Annotated in this window: 15 protein-coding genes and 2 pseudogenes; 4 read left to right on the plus strand and 13 right to left on the minus strand. The window is 66.0% G+C overall.

Going from position 1 to position 16,886, the window contains the following annotated elements:
- Window positions 1–20: 20 nt before the first annotated feature.
- The 6 genes and pseudogenes from ispH to murJ form a co-directional block, all read right to left on the minus strand.
- A complete protein-coding gene (gene ispH / locus QM741_RS02785; RefSeq protein WP_415206216.1) occupies window positions 21–983 on the minus strand; it encodes a 4-hydroxy-3-methylbut-2-enyl diphosphate reductase in 963 nt (320 codons plus the stop codon).
- Window positions 984–1,147: 164 nt separating this feature from the next.
- The gene (lspA, locus tag QM741_RS02790; RefSeq protein ID WP_415206217.1) at window positions 1,148–1,645 is read right to left on the minus strand and encodes a signal peptidase II; all 498 of its coding nucleotides are present in this window, start codon (window positions 1,643–1,645) and stop codon (window positions 1,148–1,150) included.
- Window positions 1,645–1,836, minus strand: a complete 192-nt coding sequence (locus QM741_RS02795; RefSeq protein WP_415209067.1) for a zinc finger domain-containing protein — start codon at window positions 1,834–1,836, stop codon at window positions 1,645–1,647. The genes lspA and QM741_RS02795 overlap by 1 nt, the downstream gene beginning before the upstream one ends.
- Before the next feature lie 41 nt (window positions 1,837–1,877).
- Window positions 1,878–4,626, minus strand: a pseudogene (ileS, locus tag QM741_RS02800) (isoleucine--tRNA ligase); the annotation flags it as partial.
- A 79-nt stretch (window positions 4,627–4,705) separates the two neighbouring features.
- Window positions 4,706–5,641: a bifunctional riboflavin kinase/FAD synthetase gene (locus QM741_RS02805; protein ID WP_415206218.1), complete on the minus strand. Its 936-nt coding sequence runs from the start codon at window positions 5,639–5,641 to the stop codon at window positions 4,706–4,708.
- An 87-nt stretch (window positions 5,642–5,728) separates the two neighbouring features.
- Window positions 5,729–7,336: a murein biosynthesis integral membrane protein MurJ gene (gene murJ / locus QM741_RS02810; protein WP_415206219.1), complete on the minus strand. Its 1,608-nt coding sequence runs from the start codon at window positions 7,334–7,336 to the stop codon at window positions 5,729–5,731.
- A gap of 251 nt (window positions 7,337–7,587) precedes the next feature.
- Here murJ and rpsT point away from each other — a divergent pair, with 251 nt between their 5' ends.
- On the plus strand, window positions 7,588–7,851 hold the full coding sequence (gene rpsT / locus QM741_RS02815) for a 30S ribosomal protein S20 (protein WP_415206220.1): 264 nt from the start codon (window positions 7,588–7,590) through the stop codon (window positions 7,849–7,851).
- Between the two features lie 179 nt (window positions 7,852–8,030).
- Here the strand turns inward: rpsT and cgtA are convergent, their stop codons facing one another.
- The 4 genes from cgtA to QM741_RS02835 form a co-directional block, all read right to left on the minus strand.
- The gene (cgtA, locus tag QM741_RS02820) at window positions 8,031–9,080 is read right to left on the minus strand and encodes an Obg family GTPase CgtA (RefSeq protein ID WP_415206221.1); all 1,050 of its coding nucleotides are present in this window, start codon (window positions 9,078–9,080) and stop codon (window positions 8,031–8,033) included.
- 177 nt (window positions 9,081–9,257) lie between these two features.
- Entirely contained in the window at window positions 9,258–9,515 is a 258-nt protein-coding gene (rpmA, locus tag QM741_RS02825) for a 50S ribosomal protein L27 (RefSeq protein ID WP_415206222.1), read from the minus strand.
- Between the two features lie 15 nt (window positions 9,516–9,530).
- Window positions 9,531–9,842 carry a 50S ribosomal protein L21 gene (gene rplU, locus QM741_RS02830; RefSeq protein ID WP_415206223.1) on the minus strand — a complete coding sequence of 104 codons (312 nt, stop codon included), beginning with the start codon at window positions 9,840–9,842 and terminating at the stop codon, window positions 9,531–9,533.
- Between the two features lie 100 nt (window positions 9,843–9,942).
- Window positions 9,943–10,221, minus strand: coding sequence for a hypothetical protein (locus QM741_RS02835; protein ID WP_415206224.1), 279 nt, complete (start codon window positions 10,219–10,221; stop codon window positions 9,943–9,945).
- Window positions 10,222–10,477: 256 nt separating this feature from the next.
- Here QM741_RS02835 and uvrA point away from each other — a divergent pair, with 256 nt between their 5' ends.
- Together uvrA and QM741_RS02845 are read left to right on the plus strand one after the other, a co-directional pair.
- The gene (uvrA, locus tag QM741_RS02840) at window positions 10,478–13,333 is read left to right on the plus strand and encodes an excinuclease ABC subunit UvrA (protein WP_415206225.1); all 2,856 of its coding nucleotides are present in this window, start codon (window positions 10,478–10,480) and stop codon (window positions 13,331–13,333) included.
- The gene (locus tag QM741_RS02845; protein ID WP_415206226.1) at window positions 13,330–13,761 is read left to right on the plus strand and encodes an acyl-CoA thioesterase; all 432 of its coding nucleotides are present in this window, start codon (window positions 13,330–13,332) and stop codon (window positions 13,759–13,761) included. The genes uvrA and QM741_RS02845 overlap by 4 nt, the downstream gene beginning before the upstream one ends.
- A gap of 146 nt (window positions 13,762–13,907) precedes the next feature.
- Here the strand turns inward: QM741_RS02845 and QM741_RS02850 are convergent, their stop codons facing one another.
- Window positions 13,908–14,339 (minus strand): copper chaperone PCu(A)C, encoded by a 432-nt coding sequence (locus QM741_RS02850; protein WP_415206227.1) that lies wholly within the window; start codon window positions 14,337–14,339, stop codon window positions 13,908–13,910.
- 41 nt (window positions 14,340–14,380) lie between these two features.
- Between QM741_RS02850 and QM741_RS02855 the strand changes: the two genes are divergently transcribed.
- A complete protein-coding gene (locus QM741_RS02855) occupies window positions 14,381–15,157 on the plus strand; it encodes an enoyl-CoA hydratase/isomerase family protein (protein WP_415206228.1) in 777 nt (258 codons plus the stop codon).
- Between the two features lie 48 nt (window positions 15,158–15,205).
- Here the strand turns inward: QM741_RS02855 and QM741_RS02860 are convergent, their stop codons facing one another.
- Together QM741_RS02860 and QM741_RS02865 are read right to left on the minus strand one after the other, a co-directional pair.
- Window positions 15,206–16,054, minus strand: a complete 849-nt coding sequence (locus QM741_RS02860) for a sulfurtransferase (protein ID WP_415206229.1) — start codon at window positions 16,052–16,054, stop codon at window positions 15,206–15,208.
- Window positions 16,051–16,880 (minus strand): annotated as a pseudogene (locus tag QM741_RS02865) (CoA pyrophosphatase). The gene QM741_RS02860 and the pseudogene QM741_RS02865 overlap by 4 nt, the downstream one beginning before the upstream one ends.
- Window positions 16,881–16,886: the final 6 nt, after the last annotated feature.

Raw genomic sequence — 16,886 nt, forward strand, 5'->3', positions numbered from 1 at the left:
CGCGGACAATTCGCGACCGTTCACGCAAGCTCCGGACCCACGAGCCGGATGCGCAGTTCCTTCGGCAGGGCGAAGGTGACGTTTTCGGGGTCGCCCGAGAGTTCCGCCGCCTGCGTTCCGCCCCATTCGCGCAGGCGCGCGACGACGCCCTGGACCAGGCCTTCGGGCGCGGATGCGCCGGCGGTGACGCCGATGCGCGACTTGCCGTCGAGCCAGGCGCGGTCGATGTCGTCGGCGCCGTCGATCAGGTAGGCCGGCACGCCCTGTTTCTGCGCGAGTTCGCGCAGGCGGTTGGAGTTGGAACTGTTCGGCGAGCCGACGACGAGGACGAGATCGCACTGCTGACCGAGCTTGCGCACCGCGTCCTGGCGGTTCTGCGTGGCGTAGCAGATGTCGTCGTGCCTGGGTCCGACGATGGCGGGGAAATGCGCGCGCAGCGCGTCGATGACGGCCTTGGTGTCGTCGACCGACAACGTGGTCTGGGTGACGTAGGCGATCTGCTCGGGATTCTTCCGCCTGAGCGTGGCCACGTCCTCCGGCGTTTCGACGAGATGGATTTCGCCGCTCGCGCCGGCCCTGTCCCATTGCCCGAGCGTGCCTTCGACCTCGGGATGCCCGGCATGGCCGATCAGCACGACGTCGAATCCGCTCTTCGCATAACGCGCCACCTCGATGTGCACCTTGGTCACGAGCGGGCAGGTCGCATCGAACACGCGCAGGTCGCGTACGGCGGCTTCGGTGCGCACCTTCTGCGAGACGCCGTGCGCGCTGAAGATCACGGTAGCGCCGTCGGGCACCTCGGCGATCTCGTCGACGAAGACCGCGCCTCGCGCGCGCAGGCCGTCGACGACGAACTTGTTGTGCACGACCTCGTGACGCACGTAGATCGGCGCGCCGAACGCTTCGAGCGCGCGCTCGACGATCTCGATCGCGCGGTCGACGCCGGCGCAGAAACCGCGGGGGTTGGCGAGGAGGATTTGCATGGCGCGATTATCGCATTTTCTTCCCTTCCCCCTCCGGGGGAAGGTGGCGCGAAGCGCCGGATGAGGGAAAAGCACTGCAATTCCGGAAGACACCGCAAACACGCAAGGCTTTTCCCTCATCCGCCCTTCAGGCACCTTCTCCCGGTGGGAGAAGGGAAGAAGTCCTACGATTTTTTCGTGGCAAACAATCCAAACCCTATCAGCAGCACCGCGCCGACGGTGATCGCCGAGTCGGCGACGTTGAACGCGGGGAAATGCGCATCGCGCCAATACACGTCGATGAAGTCCGTAACCTGACCGAAGCGCACGCGGTCGATCAGATTGCCTAGCGCGCCGCCGACGACGAGCGACAGCGGCAGCGCGTTGCGCCAGTCGCCGCGCGGAATCGTCGCAAGCCAACGCACGAGCACGCCGCTGACGACGACCGCGAGTGCGCTGAACAGCCAGCGTTGCGGACCCGGGCCGACATCCAGAAAACTGAACGCTGCGCCGGTGTTGAACGCGAGCGTCCAGTTGAGCAGGCCTGGAATCACCGCATGGGGTTGCAACGGCTGCAACTCCGCGAGCACGATCGCCTTGGTCGCTTGGTCGAGCGCGATCAAAAGCAAGGAAAGCAGCAGCCATGGCAATCCGCTGGCCTTCCACGACACGGGTTTGTCCATCAGAAATACCGCCGCTGCTCGCCCGGAGCATCCGGCAGATTGGAGACGCAGCGGCCGCAGATTTCCGGGTGCTCGGGATAGACGCCGACATCGGGCCGGCGATGCCAGCAGCGAATGCACTTCTTCCTGTCGGCGACCTTCGCTGAAATCCACAATGCCGCCGGCTCCGATCCGGCTCCTGCCACGTCCACCTTCTGCGCATTCGCCGGGGCGCTCTTCTCGTCGGCGAGAAGCAGGCCCGAGGTGATGAAGAAGAAGCGCAGTTCGTCGGCGACCGGCGCGAGGCGCGCATGCAGCGCCGCGTCGGCATGCAGGGTGACGTCGGCTTCGAGCGCCGCGCCGATCTCGCCCGCGTTGCGCATGCCTTCGAGCAGTTTGGCGACGGCCGCGCGGATCGTCAGCAGGTCGTTCCAGAACGCGCGCTGCTCCGGTTTGCCCTGCGCGGCGGCGAGGCCGTCGTAGAACGTCTCGAACAACACCGACGCATCGCGCTTGCCGGGAATCAGCGGCCAGATTTCCTCCGCAGTGAACGAGAGGATCGGCGCGAGCCAGTGCACCATCGCCTCGACGATGCGGTACATCGCGCTCTGCGCGCTGCGCCGGCCGAGGCTGTCGGCCTGCATCGTGTAGAGGCGGTCCTTGGTGATGTCGAGATAGAGCGAGCCCATCTCGTTCGTGCAGAAGTTCTGCACGCGTTGCACGACCTCGGGGAAGTCGTAGCGCGCATACGCGGCGATCACCGCCTGCTGCGTGTCGTGGGCCTGCTGCACGGCCCACTGATCGAGCAGCAGCGATTTCTCAACCGGCACCAAGTCCTTCGCCGGATCGAAGCCATGCAGATTGCCGAGCAGGAAGCGCGCGGTGTTGCGGATGCGGCGGTACGCATCGGCGACGCGCTTCAAGATCTCGTCCGACAGCGCCATCTCGTTGCGGTAGTCGGCCGAGGCGATCCACAGGCGCAGGATGTCCGCGCCGTAGTTCTTCATCACGTCCTGCGGTTCGATGCCGTTGCCGAGCGACTTCGACATCTTGCGGCCCTGCGCATCGACGGTGAAGCCGTGCGTGAGCACTTCGTCGTACGGCGCCTTGCCGTGCATCGCGACGCTTGTCAACAGCGAGGAATGGAACCAGCCGCGGTGCTGGTCCGAGCCTTCGAGATACATCACCTTGTCGCCGGGCTGGCGCGCGAGTTCGGGGCGCTGGTCGAGTACGCAGTAGTGCGTCGTGCCCGAGTCGAACCAGACGTCGAGGATGTCGGTGACCTTGTCGTACTGCTCGGCCTCGTCGCCGAGCAGTTCGCGTGCGTCGAGCGCATACCACGCGTCGGCGCCCGCCTTCTCGACGCGCTGCGCCACCTGCTCCATCAGCTCGACGCTGCGCGGATGCGGCTCGCCCGTGGACTTGTGGATGAACAGCGCGATCGGCACGCCCCAGGTGCGCTGGCGCGAGATGCACCAGTCCGGACGGCCGGCGATCATGCCGTAGATGCGCTCTTCGCCCCAGGCCGGATACCAGTCGACGTCGTCGCGGATCGCCTTGAGCGCATCGGCGCGCAGGCCTTTCGTCTCCATGCCGATGAACCACTGCGGCGTGGCGCGGAACACCACCGGCGTGCGATGCCGCCAGCAATGCGGATAACTGTGCGTGATCTTTTCGGCGGCGAGCAGATGACCGTTCTCGCGCAGCAGGTCGACGATCGCGTCGTTGGCCTTCCAGATGAACTGGCCGGCGAACAGTTCCGTGTCCGGCGTGTAGACGCCGTTCGGACCGAGCGGATTGACGCCGGCGATGCCGTACTCGCGCGCCACGACGAAGTCCTCCATGCCGTGGCTCGGCGCGGTGTGCACGGCGCCCGTGCCGTCTTCGGTGGTGACGTGGTCGCCGCAGATGATCGCGATTTCGCGGTCGTAGAACGGATGCTTCAAGCCCCTCTCCCGACGGGAGAGGGGTTGGGGTGAGGGAAGAGCCTCACCCGTTTGATGCGAAATTGCATCATGCGAAGCTCTTCCCTCATCCGCCCTTCGGGCACCTTCTCCCGGGGGGAGAAGGGATTCCAGTCCGGCGCCCTTGATGTGGCCAAGCGCGACGGGATTTTCGAGACCGTAACGCTTGGCGATTTTTTCCAGCAGCAGCTCCGCGACGACGAGCAGTACGCGCTGGCCGTTCCGCGCCGGGCCTTCGATCAGCACGTAGTCGATGTCCGGGCCGAGCGTGACCGCGACGCTGGCCGGCAGCGTCCACGGCGTCGTCGTCCAGATCGGCACGGCGACGATGTCGCCGTCGTTCACGGTCACGCCGAACTTCGCCGCGAGCGCCTTCGGATCGAGCGCGTCGTAGGCGACATCGATCGCCCACGACTGCTTGTCCTGATATTCGATCTCGGCCTCGGCCAGCGCCGAGCCGCAGTCGAAGCACCAGTACACAGGTTTTTCGCCGCGCACGAGATGGCCGTTCGCGATCACCTTCGCCAACGCGCGGATTTCGTCGGCTTCGAACTTGAACGCCAGCGTCTCGTACGGACGGCTCCAGTCGCCGAGCACGCCGAGGCGTTTGAAGTCGGTGCGCTGCAGATCGATCTGCTTGGTCGCGTATTCGCGGCAGAGCTTGCGGAATTCGGCCGCATCGACCTTGACGCCGACCTTGCCGACCTTCTTCTCGACCGCGACTTCGATCGGCAAGCCGTGGCAGTCCCAGCCCGGCACGTACGGCGCGCGCAGGCCGGCCATGAGCTTGGACTTGACCACGATGTCCTTGAGGATCTTGTTGACCGCGTGACCGAGATGGATCGCGCCGTTCGCGTACGGCGGACCGTCGTGCAGGATGAAGGCGCGCTCGCGCCCGGCGGTGCGAATCTGGATCTCGTTGTAGCGGTCGACCTTCTCCCATTCGGCGAGCATCGCCGGCTCGCGCTTGGCAAGATCGGCCTTCATCGCGAAATCGGTCTGCGGCAGGTTGATCGTGGACTTGTAGTCGATACTCACTTCTTCACTCCGGTCGCCGTCGTGCGACTCTAAAGTTGTGCCATTCCGGCAGGACTGCCGGAATGACGAGCAAAGGCGCTCATCGCGCCACGCCCAGAATCTCCCGCGCCTGTGCCGCATCGCGATCGATCTGCTTCACCATCGCGTCGAGGTCGGCGAACTTTTCCTCGTCGCGCAATTTTTCCACAAATTCCACTTGTATACGACGACCGTACAGGTCGCCGTCGAAATCGAACACGTACGCCTCGAGCAGCGGCTCCCTGCCGTTCACGGTGGGCCGCACGCCGAGGCTGGCCACGCCCGGATGCACCGAATCATCGATGCCATGCACTTTCACCGCGAAGATGCCGTCCACCGGCGACACGCGCCGACCGAGCCGGATGTTCGCGGTCGGATAGCCGAGCTTGCGCCCGAGTTGCTGGCCGCGCACGACATGGCCGCCGATCGCGAACGGCCGGCCGAGCCAGCGCGCCGCGAGCGCGAAACTGCCGCCGGCAAGCGCCTCGCGGATCGCCGAGCTCGAAATGCGCTCGCCCTCGATCACGACCGGCTCGAGCGCATGCGCCGTGAAACCGTGCTCGCGACCGAGACGCCGCAACAGATCGACATCGCCGCCACGCGCATGGCCGAAGCGGAAGCCCTCGCCGACCCAGACCTCGCGCGCGTTGAGTCGGCGCACGAGCACGCGTTCGACGAATTCCTGCGCACTCATCGCCGCGAGCACGGCGTTGAATCGCAGCAGCAGCGCACGATCGACCTGAGCATCGCGAAACTGCTCGATCTTCTCGCGCACGTTGCTCAGCCGCGGCACCGGCCGCCCATGCGCGAAGAACTCGCGCGGCAGCGGTTCGAAACTGGTGACGACTGCATCGAGATTCAACTCGCGCGCCCGTTCGCGCACGCGCGCTAGCACGGCGCGATGGCCCAGATGGACACCATCGAACGCACCGATACAGACGACACTGCCTCGCGCGGCGACAGGGCCGCCGACGATATCCCGGAACAACATACGCATCACGCGATTATAGCGAAGAATGCTGCGACGCCGCCGGTTAGGCCTTTGCCCGTCATTCCGGCTTTCGCCGGAATGACGGGCAAAAACTCAATGCGCGCGCAAATCACGCAAGCGCAGCCCGCCGACGTAAAGCACCGCCACGTAGACTCCACCTGCCACGGCGATGATCGTGCCGAGCCGCCAAGTGCGCTGGACCACACTCGCCGCGCTCCACTCGGGCCAGATCGCCAAGCCCGCCAAGATCACAGCGACCATCGATGCACAGGCCACTGCGAGCCGCAGCAGATGCCTGCCCCAGCCCGGCTCGCGCCGATAGACCGCTTCTCGGCGCAGCGCGCGCCACAGCAGCAGCAGGTTCAGATAGCTCGCCAGACTCGACGCCAGCGCGACCGCCACGTGCAGGCCGCGCACGTTCGCGATGCGCGCAAGCAGGCCGTCGTCCGGCGTCTCCGCGCCGCGCCAGAGCAGATACAAAGCGCCGACCAGCAGCACGTTGAGCCCCATGTTCGCGACCATCGCAGCGATGCCTGCACGCACCGGCGTCTTCGTGTCCTGGCGCGCGTAGAACGCCGGCACGAGCACCTTGACCAGGGCGAACGCCGGCAGGCCGACGCTCAGCGCGGACAGGCTCAAGCTCACCATGTCCGCATCGCTCGCGGTGAAGCGGCCGCGCTGGAACAGCGTCGCGACGATCGGCTTGCCGAGCATGACCAGGCCGAGCATCGCCGGAACGGCGATCAGCAGCGTCGTGTGCAGCCCCCAGTCGAGCGTGCGCGAAAATCCTTCGTGGTCGGTGTTGACGTGATGACGCGAAAGGCTCGGCAGGATCACCGTGCCGAGCGCGACGCCGAAGATGCCGAGCGGCAGTTCGAGCAGGCGGTCGCCCGTCTGCAGCCAGGTCTGCGAGCCCGTGATCAGCAGCGAGGCGATCACCGTATCGAGCAGCAGGTTGACCTGCGCGACCGACGAGCCGAACAGGGTCGGGATCATCAGGCGCATGATCCGCCGCACCTCGGGATGCGACCAGCCCCAGCTTGGCCACGCGAGCAGATCGAGCCGGTGCAACGCGGGAAACTGGAACAGCAGTTGCAGGATGCCGGCGAGCAGGATGGACCAGGCCAACGCCTCGATCGGCACCTCGAAGTATCGGCTCCACCACAGCGCGCCGGCGATCATGCACAGGTTGAGAATCACCGGCGTAAGCGCCGGCAGCGCGAAGCGGTGGAAGCTGTTGAGCACGCCGCCGGCAAGCGCGGTCAGCGAGACGAACAGCAGGAACGGGAAGGTGATGCGCAGCAGGTCCGAGGTCAGGCGCGCCTTCTCCGGCGCGTCGAGCGCACCGAACGAGAACAGCGCGGCGACCTGGTCCGAGCCGAGCACCCCGAGCGCCGTGACGATCAGCAACACGCCGCCGAGCGTGCCGCCGGTCTTCGCCACGAGCGTCTTCAGTTCCGCGTGCGAACGTTTTTCCTTGACCTCGGTAAACACCGGCACGAAGGCCGTGCTGAACGAGCCTTCGGCGAACAGCCGGCGCATGAAGTTCGGGATGCGGAAAGCGACCCAGAACGCGTCGGTCATCCAGCTCACGCCGAACACGGCGCTGATCGACTGGTCGCGCACGAGACCGAGGATGCGCGAGACGAACGTCATCGCGCTGAACGAGAACATCGAACGCAGCAGGCTGGGGGTTTTCATGCCTTGCTCCCCTTCTCCCACCGGGAGAAGGTGCCCGCAGGGCGGATGAGGGAAGAGCCTCGCATGAAACATCGCCGCCCCACCGCGCGACGCGCTTGCCTCATCCGGCGCTTCGCGCCACCTTCTCCCGGCGGGAGAAGGGAAGAAACGTTGACGCAACTCCTCGCAACGCTTACAATTCCGCCCCTTTTTCCACCCCCGATTCCCGCGTCGTCCGCGTCGGACAGCGCCACAACTACCGGAGTTTTACCTTGGCCAACATCAAATCCGCGAAGAAGCGTGCGCGCCAGGCCGTCCAGCGCAACGCCCGCAATTCCAGCGCGCGTTCCGCGCTGCGCACCGCCGTCAAGAAGGTCGTCAACGCGATCGCCGCGAAAGACAAGGCCGCCGCCGAGGCGGCCTACAAGACCGCCGAACCGATCCTCGACCGCGAGTCGAGCCGCGGCCTGATCCACAAGAACAAGGCCGCGCGCCACAAGAGCCGCCTGAGCGCGCACATCAAGGCGCTGGCCTGAGTTCTTCGATCGATGCCTCGCGAAAAAGCCGGCCGACGCCGGCTTTTTTGTTGCGCGGGGGCGCACGTCATCGCACCCGCCCCATTCGTCATTCCAGCGAAAGCTGGAATGACGGCAAGAGCAAGAGCCGGGCGCGATGAATCGCGCCCCTACGGAATCAATGCGCCTGCGATCTGCGCTCACGCGTCCTCGCTCCGCAACTCCTCCGCGGCCTCGGCCCTGAGGCGGTCGAAGAAGTCCTGGATCTTCAACGCGACTTCCCAGGTGCCCTCGCGCGCGATCGCGGAGACGAGAAACCACGGCTGCTTCCATTTGAGCTTTTTTACCAGCGCTTCGGCGAACGTCTGGCGCTCGTCTTCGGGGATCAGGTCGGCCTTGTTGAACACGAGCCAGCGTGGACGTTCGAGCAATTCCTCGTCGAACTTCTCCAGTTCCGCTTCGATGGCACGCACCTGCTCGACCGGATCGGTCTCTTCGTCGAGTGGCGCGATGTCGACCAGATGCAGCAGCAGGCGCGTGCGCGAGACATGCTTGAGGAACTGGACGCCAAGGCCGGCGCCGTCCGCCGCGCCTTCGATCAGGCCCGGGATGTCGGCGATGACGAAGCTCTGGTCGGTGCCAATGCGCACCACGCCGAGATGCGGTTGCAGGGTCGTGAACGGGTAATCGGCCACGCGCGGTGTCGCCGCGGAAACCGCACGGATGAACGTCGATTTGCCCGCGTTCGGGAAACCGAGCAGGCCGACGTCGGCGAGCACCTTCAGCTCTAGGCGCAGTTCGCGGGTTTCGCCCTCGGTGCCCGGCGTCGCCTTGCGCGGCGCACGGTTGGTCGAGCTCTTGAAGTTGACGTTACCGGCGCCGCCGCGGCCGCCTTGGGCGACCTTGATGACTTGGCCGTGATGGGTCAGATCGCCGATCGTCTCCTCGGTATCGACGTTGATCACCGCCGTGCCGACCGGCACGCGGATGATCCTGTCCTCGCCCGCCTTGCCGGCCATCTGCCGGCCCATGCCGTTTTCGCCGCGCTGGGCGCGGAACGTGCGCTCATGACGGAAGTCGACCAGCGTATTGAGACCCTCGTCGGCGACGAGGAACACGCTGCCGCCATCCCCGCCGTTGCCGCCATCGGGACCGCCGAACGGGATGAATTTTTCGCGCCGGAAACTCACGCAGCCGCTGCCGCCGTTGCCGGCATGAACGGTAATTTCAGCTTCGTCGACGAATTTCATGGGATGGAGCCGGGAATCGAGAATGGGGAATCGGAAATCGTCAAGGACGGGTTCCGGGAATCGACGATCCAATGGCAACGGACGCCGCTTTTGATTCTAACGATTCCCGATTCTCGTCTACCCAAAAACAAAGCCCGGCGCGAGGCCGGGCTCTGTCGAATCGCTGACGCGCGAGGCTCAGCCCGCGACGACGCTGACCGTGCGGCGGCTCCTCGCCCCCTTGACCGCAAAGTCGACCTTGCCGTCCACGAGCGCGAACAGCGTGTGGTCTCGGCCGATGCCGACACCGGCGCCCGGATGGAACTGGGTGCCGCGCTGGCGCACGATGATGTTGCCAGCTTCGACGGCCTGGCCGCCGTAGATCTTCACGCCGAGGTACTTCGGGTTCGAGTCGCGGCCGTTACGGGTACTGCCGCCTGCCTTTTTATGTGCCATGACTGATAACTCCTCTTAACCCGAAATGCCGGTGATTTCGATTTCGGTGTAATGCTGCCGGTGACCTTGCTGCTTCATGTGGTGCTTGCGGCGGCGGAACTTGATGATGCGGACCTTGTCGAGACGGCCGTGCTTGACGACCTTGGCCGCGACCGAGGCACCGCTGACGGTCGGCGCACCGACCTGGATGCCGTCGCCCGAACCGACGAGCAGGACCTGGTCGAAATTGACCGCGGCGCCGACGTCGGCCTCGAGTTTTTCCACGCGCAGGGTTTCTCCCTGCGCGACGCGGTATTGCTTACCGCCGGTGACGATGACTGCGTACATTGGGCATTCCTCTGTAGTTATTCTGGCTTCTGCCGTGCAAAGACAGCCGCTAAGTTTAACCTTTTCAGAGGATTACCGTCAACCGGCTGTATAGCCGGATTTATTCGACTTCGATCTCGATGCCGCCTACCACGCCGGCGACGAGATTGTAGACGAATGCGCCGATCGCGCCGGCAATGAAGCCGAAAATGGCGTACAGGATCGGGAGGAAAATCAGCGCACCGATGCCGCCGATCAAGCCGGCACCGGAATGGCCGCCGAAACCGGCGAACATCGAGCCGAACAGCAGAAAGAACAATCCGGCAAGCAGACCAAAGGCCGCCATGAGGGCACCCTGGAAGATCGCGAGTTTCAGAACGTTGATGCGTTTGATGACCATGTCCGCTCCCCAGCAAGAAAAGGATGTACGCGCAACGGCGTCACGTTAGCGTCGATCCATAACGGGCGCAACGTCTGCTGACACAGGACGTCAGCAGACTTGCCCCGCCGCAGCCTTGAATCGCGGACGAACCGGCAATATTCAACGCACGCGCACGCGCGTCTCGTTCGCCGAGACGGCGGTTCGCTGAAGTCGACCGTGCCGCGACTTGACCGGCGCGTTATAGTACCCAGTCGTTCTGAATTTCCCGCAAATCATGGACACGATCCGCATCCGCGGCGCACGCACGAACAACCTCAAGAACATCGACCTCGACCTGCCGCGCGACAGCCTGATCGTGATCACCGGCCTGTCGGGTTCCGGCAAGTCCTCGCTCGCTTTCGACACGATCTACGCCGAGGGCCAGCGCCGCTACGTCGAGTCGCTGTCGGCGTACGCGCGCCAGTTCCTGTCGGTGATGGAGAAGCCCGACGTCGACCACATCGAAGGCCTGTCGCCGGCGATCTCGATCGAGCAGAAGTCGACCTCGCACAACCCGCGCTCGACGGTCGGCACGATCACCGAGATCTACGATTACCTGCGCCTGCTGTTCGCGCGCGTCGGCACGCCGCGCTGCCCGGACCACGGCATTCCGCTCGAAGCGCAGACCGTGAGCCAAATGGTCGACGCGACGCTGGCGATGAATCCCGAGCGCCGCTACATGCTGCTCGCGCCGATCGTGCGCGAGCGCAAGGGCGAGCACCTGCAGGTGTTCGAACAACTGCGCGCGCAGGGCTTCGTGCGCGCGCGCGTCGACGGCGTGCTGCACGAGCTCGACGCGGTGCCCGCGCTCGCGCTGCGCCAGAAGCACACGATCGAAGCGGTGATCGACCGCTTCCGCCCGAGCGCCGAGATCAAGCAGCGCCTCGCCGAGTCGTTCGAGACCGCGCTGCGTCTCGGCGACGGCATCGTGCTCGTGATCGATCTCGACGACGACAAGGCCAACCCGACGATCTTCTCCTCGCGCTACTCCTGCCCGGTCTGCGACTACTCGCTGCCTGAACTCGAACCGCGCCTGTTCTCGTTCAACTCGCCGGTCGGCGCCTGCCCCGCCTGCGACGGCCTCGGCGTGACCCAGGTGTTCGATCCCGCGCGCGTGGTCGTGCATCCGAACTTGTCGCTCGCCGCCGGCGCGGTGCGCGGCTGGGACCGGCGCAACATGTACTACTTCCAGATGATCCTGTCGCTGGCCAAGCACTATGGCTTCGACATCGATGCGCCGTGGGAATCGCTGTCCGAAAATATCCGCAAGGCCGTGCTGTTCGGCTCGGGCGACGAGCAGATCACGTTCCGCTACCTGACCGAAACCGGCGGCGCGGTGACGCGCAAGCACAAGTTCGAGGGCATCGTGCCGAACCTCGAGCGGCGCTACAAGGAGACCGAATCGCCCGCCGTGCGCGAAGAGCTCGCCAAGTTCATCAGCGAGCGGCCCTGCCCCGACTGCCACGGCCAGCGCCTCAACCGCAGCGCGCGCAACGTCTTCGTCGGCGACAGCAACCTGCCCGCGCTGACCGCGCTGCCGATCGATCAGACGCAGACGTTCTTCGATGCGCTCAAGCTCGCCGGCTGGCGCGGCGAGATCGCGGCGAAGATCGTCAAGGAAATCCGCGAGCGGCTGAAATTCCTCGTCGACGTCGGCTTGGATTATCTGACCCTCGACCGCCAGGCCGATTCGCTCTCGGGCGGCGAAGCGCAGCGCATTCGACTCGCCTCGCAGATCGGCGCGGGCCTCGTCGGCGTGATGTACGTGCTAGACGAACCTTCGATCGGCCTGCACCAGCGCGACAACGAGCGCCTGCTCGGCACGCTGACGCGCCTGCGCGATCTCGGCAATACGGTGATCGTCGTCGAGCACGACGAGGACGCGATCCGCATCGCCGACCATATCGTCGACATCGGCCCCGGCGCGGGCGTGCACGGCGGCGAGGTCGTCGCGGAGGGCAAGCTCAAGAACGTGCTCGAATCGAAGCGTTCGCTCACCGGACAATACCTGTCCGGCAAGCGCGGCATCGAAGTGCCGAAGAAGCGCCACGCCTTCGATTCGCAGGTCGTGTTGCGCATCAAGGGCGCCTCGGGCAACAACCTCAAGAACGTCGACCTCGAAATTCCCGCGGGCTTGTTCGTCGCGATCACCGGCGTGTCGGGCTCGGGCAAGTCGACCTTGATCAACGACACGCTGTTCCGCCATACCGCGGCCGAGCTCAACGGCGCCAACGAAAAGCCCGCGCCGTTCGAGAAGGTCGAGGGCCTCGAATTGTTCGACAAGGTCGTCGACATCGACCAGTCGCCGATCGGGCGCACGCCGCGCTCGAACCCGGCCACGTACACCGGACTGTTCACGCCGCTGCGCGAGCTCTACGCGCAGGTGCCCGAGGCGCGCGCGCGCGGCTACCAGCCGGGGCGCTTCTCGTTCAACGTCAAGGGCGGCCGCTGCGAAGCCTGCGAAGGCGACGGCATGATCAAAGTCGAGATGCACTTCCTGCCCGACGTCTACGTGCCCTGCGACGTCTGCCACGGCAAGCGCTACAACCGCGAGACGCTCGAAATCACCTACAAGGGCCACACGATTTCCGACGTGCTCGACATGACGGTCGAGGACGCACTGAAGCTCTTCGAACCCGTGCCCGCGCTCGCGCGCAAGCTCGAAACGCTGATGGACGTGGGCCTGTCCTACATCAAGCTCGGCCAGAGCGCGACGACGCTGTCGGGCGGCGAAGCGCAGCGCGTCAAGCTGTCGCGCGAACTGTCCAAGCGCGACACCGGCCGCACGCTCTACATCCTCGACGAGCCGACCACGGGCCTGCATTTCCACGACATCGAGCAGTTGCTCAAGGTGCTGCACCGCCTGCGTGACGACGGCAATACCGTGGTCGTGATCGAGCACAACCTCGACGTGATCAAGACCGCCGACTGGGTGGTCGACCTCGGCCCCGAGGGCGGCCACCGCGGCGGTGAGATCATCGCCACCGGCACGCCCGAGGATATCGCGAAGAACGAAGCCTCGCACACGGGCCGCTTCCTTGCGCGCGTGCTCGGCACCGCCAATAACGGCAGGAAAAGGAAAGCGGCATGAACGACCCGGCGACGGCAAACCAACAGACGATGCGCAAACTGTACGAACTGCGCATGCCGCTGCGCTGGGGCGACCACGACGCGCTCGACCACGTCAACAACGCCGCCTATCTCGTCTATCTGCAGGAGGCGCGCGTGCGTTGGCTCGCCGAGCACATCGCGAACTGGGACCGCGCCGACGACGCCTCTCCGATCATGGCCGCCGTCCAGGCCAACTATCGGCGCCCGATGAAGTGGCCGGCGGACATCCTCGTGCAGCTGTTCTGCGAGCGGCTCGGCAACAGCTCGGTGACGATCGGCCATCGCATCGTCGATGCCGACGACCCGTCGATCCTCTATCTCGACGGCAACGTGGTGATGGTGTGGATCGATCCGGCGAACGGGAAATCGGTGCCGCTGCCGGAAGCGATACGCGCCGCCTGCGCATAGGCTTCCCTTCTCCCATCGGGAGAAGGTGGCGCGAAGCGCCGGATGAGGGAAGTGCATTCCACGCATCATCGACGCCGCAATTTGTGGCGCCTCTCCCTCATCCGCCCTTCCGGCACCTTCTCCCGATGGGAGAAGGGGAGCAAAAACTACGGCGCCGAATCGTGCACGACGAAATCGGCGGCCACACCCTCGCCCGACTTCGTTGCAAAATGGATTTTTATACTTTCGCCGACCTCGATCCCGCCCTTGGGCCGCATCAACATGAGATGCTTGCCGCCGGGCGCAAGCACGACGCTCGCACCCGGTGCGATCTCCACCTCGCCTAGCGCCTGCATGCGCTCGACGCCATCGACCGAAACGCTCCCGTGCAGCGATACGTCGCCGAACGCATCGCTGCCCGCGCCAGTCACGATCAGCGGCGCATCGCCGGTGTTGCGCAGCGTCGCATAGCCGGCAAGCATCATCGCACCCGGCGGCGCGGTGCGGATCCACGCGCCGGCGATTTCGAGGCGCCCCGCCGCGAACGCAGCCTGACAAGCGGCCAAGGCCAACACAAGCAAGACAATCGGTCGCGACATCGAAAACATTCGCCGTGGAATTTGCCGCTATGATAGCGCGCATGCTCGAACCCATCCGCCACGACGACATCCTCGAACTGCGACTCGCGCGACCGCCGGTCAACGCTTTCGACCTTGCCCTGAGCCGCGCATTGCGCGAAGCGATCATCGCCGCGCCGGACAATGGCGCGCGGGGTATCGTGCTTTCGGGCCGCCCCGGCATGTTCAGCGCCGGGCTCGACGTGGCCGCCGTGCTCGAGCTCGACGCGGCCGGACGCATGGCCGAACTCTGGCGCGAATACTCCGGACTGTGCCGTGCGATCGCCGCCTCGACCGTGCCGATCGTCGCCGCGATCGGCGGCCACGCGCCGGCGGGCGGCGCGGTGCTCGCCACATTCTGCGACTATCGCGTGATGGCGCGCAGCGCCGATCCCGCCAAACCCTTTCGCCTCGGCCTCAACGAAGTCCAGGTCGGCCTGTCGGTGCCGCCCGAGATCCAGACCGGGCTGCGCCGCCTCGTCGGCGCCCACCGCGCCGAACGCCTGATGACGGCCGGCACGATGGTCGATTCCGAGGAGGCCCTGCGCATCGGCTTCGTCGACGAACTGGCCAGACCGGACGAAGTCGCGCCGCGCGCGATCGCGTGGCTGCGCGCTCTGCTCGCGCTGCCGCCGCAAGCCATGTCGCGAACGCGCGCGATCGCGCGCGCGGACCTCGTTGCGGCGTTCGACGCCGCGTATCGCGCCGACGATATCGAGGATTTCGTGCGCGACTGGTTCGGCGACGAATCGCGCGCGACGCTCAAGGTCGTGCTGGCGCGCCTGAAATCCGGCAAGTGACTCGCAAAATCATCGTCCCGGCAGGGATTGCCGGAACGACGGACCGTATCAGCCGCGCGCGATGGGATTGGCCGGATCGGCGGTCCAGCCGCTCCACGACGGTGCGTAGACGCGCGAGCCGTGCAGACCGGCGGCCTCGAACGCGAGGAGATTCTGACAGGCGCTGACGCCGGAGCCGCAACTGTGGACCACCGTACCCGGCGCATGGGCGCCGATCGCGGCGAGCAGTTCCGCGCGCAGCCCGGCGGCGGGCTTGAAGCGGCCGTCGGCCGCGAGGTTCTCGGTGACCGGGCGATTGCGGGCGCCGGGAATGTGGCCTGCGACCGGATCGATCGGCTCGACCTCGCCACGGAAGCGCGGCGCGCCCCGCGCGTCGAGGACCAGGACCTCATCGCGCTCGCGCAGGGCACGCAATTCGCCCGTGTATACAATTTCACTTTTTGCGAATTCGACGGCGACGGCGGTTGCCGCGCGTGGCGTGGTTTTCGCTTCGAGCGGCAGCCCGGCCCGTTTCCACGCGCCCCAACCGCCGTCGAGCACGGCGACGTTGCGCGCGCCGACGAGCCGCAGCATCCACCACAGCCGCGCCGCGGCGAGCGCGCCGCCGGCATCGTCGTAGGCGACGACGCGCGTTTGCGGCGCCCAGCCCCAGCGCGCGAGCGTGGCGGAAAACGTCGCCGCGTCGGGCAACGGATGGCGGCCGAGGCCGGCCTTCGACAAATCGGACAGATCGCGGTCGAGATCGGCGTAGGTCGCGCCGGGAACGTGCGCCTGCGCGTACTCGCGTTCGCCGCGCGCCGGATCGGCGAGATCGAAACGGCAATCGACGATCAACAGATTCGCGGCGCCCAGTTGCGCGGCGAGATCGCTTGCCGAAACCAGCGGTGAGGTCGTCATGGCGCAGCGGCTTCCAGTCGTTTCGCAAAGTTGAGCAGCATCGCCGCCGTCGCGCCCCAGATGCGCTGGCCGGCATACACGAATTCATGGATGTCGCGCTCATGTTCCCGGAACTTCATGCGCACGCTGCGCTTGTTCGCGGGGTCGAGGAAATGCGCGAGCGGCACCTCGAACACTTCGGCGACCTCGCCCGGATTGGGCACGGCCTGGTAGGCCGCGTCGAGCCAGGCGACGACCGGCGTGACGCGATAGTCCGAGATCGTCTCGAACGTGTCGAGATAACCGATCGGCTCGATCAATTCGCCGCCGACGCCGATCTCCTCGCGCGTCTCGCGCAACGCGGCGGCGATCGCGTCGGCGTCTTCGGCATCGATCGCGCCGCCCGGAAAGCTGACCTGACCGGCGTGATGGCTCAGGCCGTCGGTGCGTTGCGTGAACAACACGTTGAGGCCGTCGGCGCGGTCGATCAGGGCGACGAGCACTGCGGCCGGCCTGCGCGCCCCGGCGCCGAGCAGCACGCGCATGTCCGCATGGTTCCAGCCTTGCGCGTCCGGTTGCGCGCCGAGCGGGCGCACGCTGTGCAGCACGCGCCTGCGCAACTCCGCCGTGGTCGCCGGCACGATCATGCCGCGGGCCGCTGCGTCGCGCGTTGCGGCAGTACGTCGTCCATCAGGCGCGCTCGTTCCGCGTCGCCGAGCGAGCCCCATTGCGCGATTTCATCGAGCGTGCGATGGCAGCCCTCGCAATAGCCCGTCGCGTCGAGCACGCAGACGCCGATGCACGGCGTCAGGATCGGTTTCGGCGGTGGGTTTTTCCAGGAGAACATTCGCTC

The organism is Rudaea sp. (assembly GCF_047601565.1).
GTDB lineage: Bacteria > Pseudomonadota > Gammaproteobacteria > Xanthomonadales > Rhodanobacteraceae > Rudaea.

Bases quoted from the DNA above. Each gene is read 5' to 3' on its own strand.
- ispH (WP_415206216.1), bottom strand. From the start codon at position 983: ATGCAAATCCTCCTCGCCAACCCCCGCGGTTTCTGCGCCGGCGTCGAC.
- lspA (WP_415206217.1), bottom strand. From the start codon at position 1,645: ATGGACAAACCCGTGTCGTGGAAGGCCAGCGGATTGCCATGGCTGCTG.
- QM741_RS02805 (WP_415206218.1), bottom strand. From the start codon at position 5,641: ATGCGTATGTTGTTCCGGGATATCGTCGGCGGCCCTGTCGCCGCGCGA.
- murJ (WP_415206219.1), bottom strand. From the start codon at position 7,336: ATGAAAACCCCCAGCCTGCTGCGTTCGATGTTCTCGTTCAGCGCGATG.
- cgtA (WP_415206221.1), bottom strand. From the start codon at position 9,080: ATGAAATTCGTCGACGAAGCTGAAATTACCGTTCATGCCGGCAACGGC.
- rpmA (WP_415206222.1), bottom strand. From the start codon at position 9,515: ATGGCACATAAAAAGGCAGGCGGCAGTACCCGTAACGGCCGCGACTCG.
- rplU (WP_415206223.1), bottom strand. From the start codon at position 9,842: ATGTACGCAGTCATCGTCACCGGCGGTAAGCAATACCGCGTCGCGCAG.
- QM741_RS02835 (WP_415206224.1), bottom strand. From the start codon at position 10,221: ATGGTCATCAAACGCATCAACGTTCTGAAACTCGCGATCTTCCAGGGT.
- uvrA (WP_415206225.1), top strand. From the start codon at position 10,478: ATGGACACGATCCGCATCCGCGGCGCACGCACGAACAACCTCAAGAAC.
- QM741_RS02845 (WP_415206226.1), top strand. From the start codon at position 13,330: ATGAACGACCCGGCGACGGCAAACCAACAGACGATGCGCAAACTGTAC.
- QM741_RS02850 (WP_415206227.1), bottom strand. From the start codon at position 14,339: ATGTCGCGACCGATTGTCTTGCTTGTGTTGGCCTTGGCCGCTTGTCAG.
- QM741_RS02855 (WP_415206228.1), top strand. From the start codon at position 14,381: ATGCTCGAACCCATCCGCCACGACGACATCCTCGAACTGCGACTCGCG.
- QM741_RS02860 (WP_415206229.1), bottom strand. From the start codon at position 16,054: ATGACGACCTCACCGCTGGTTTCGGCAAGCGATCTCGCCGCGCAACTG.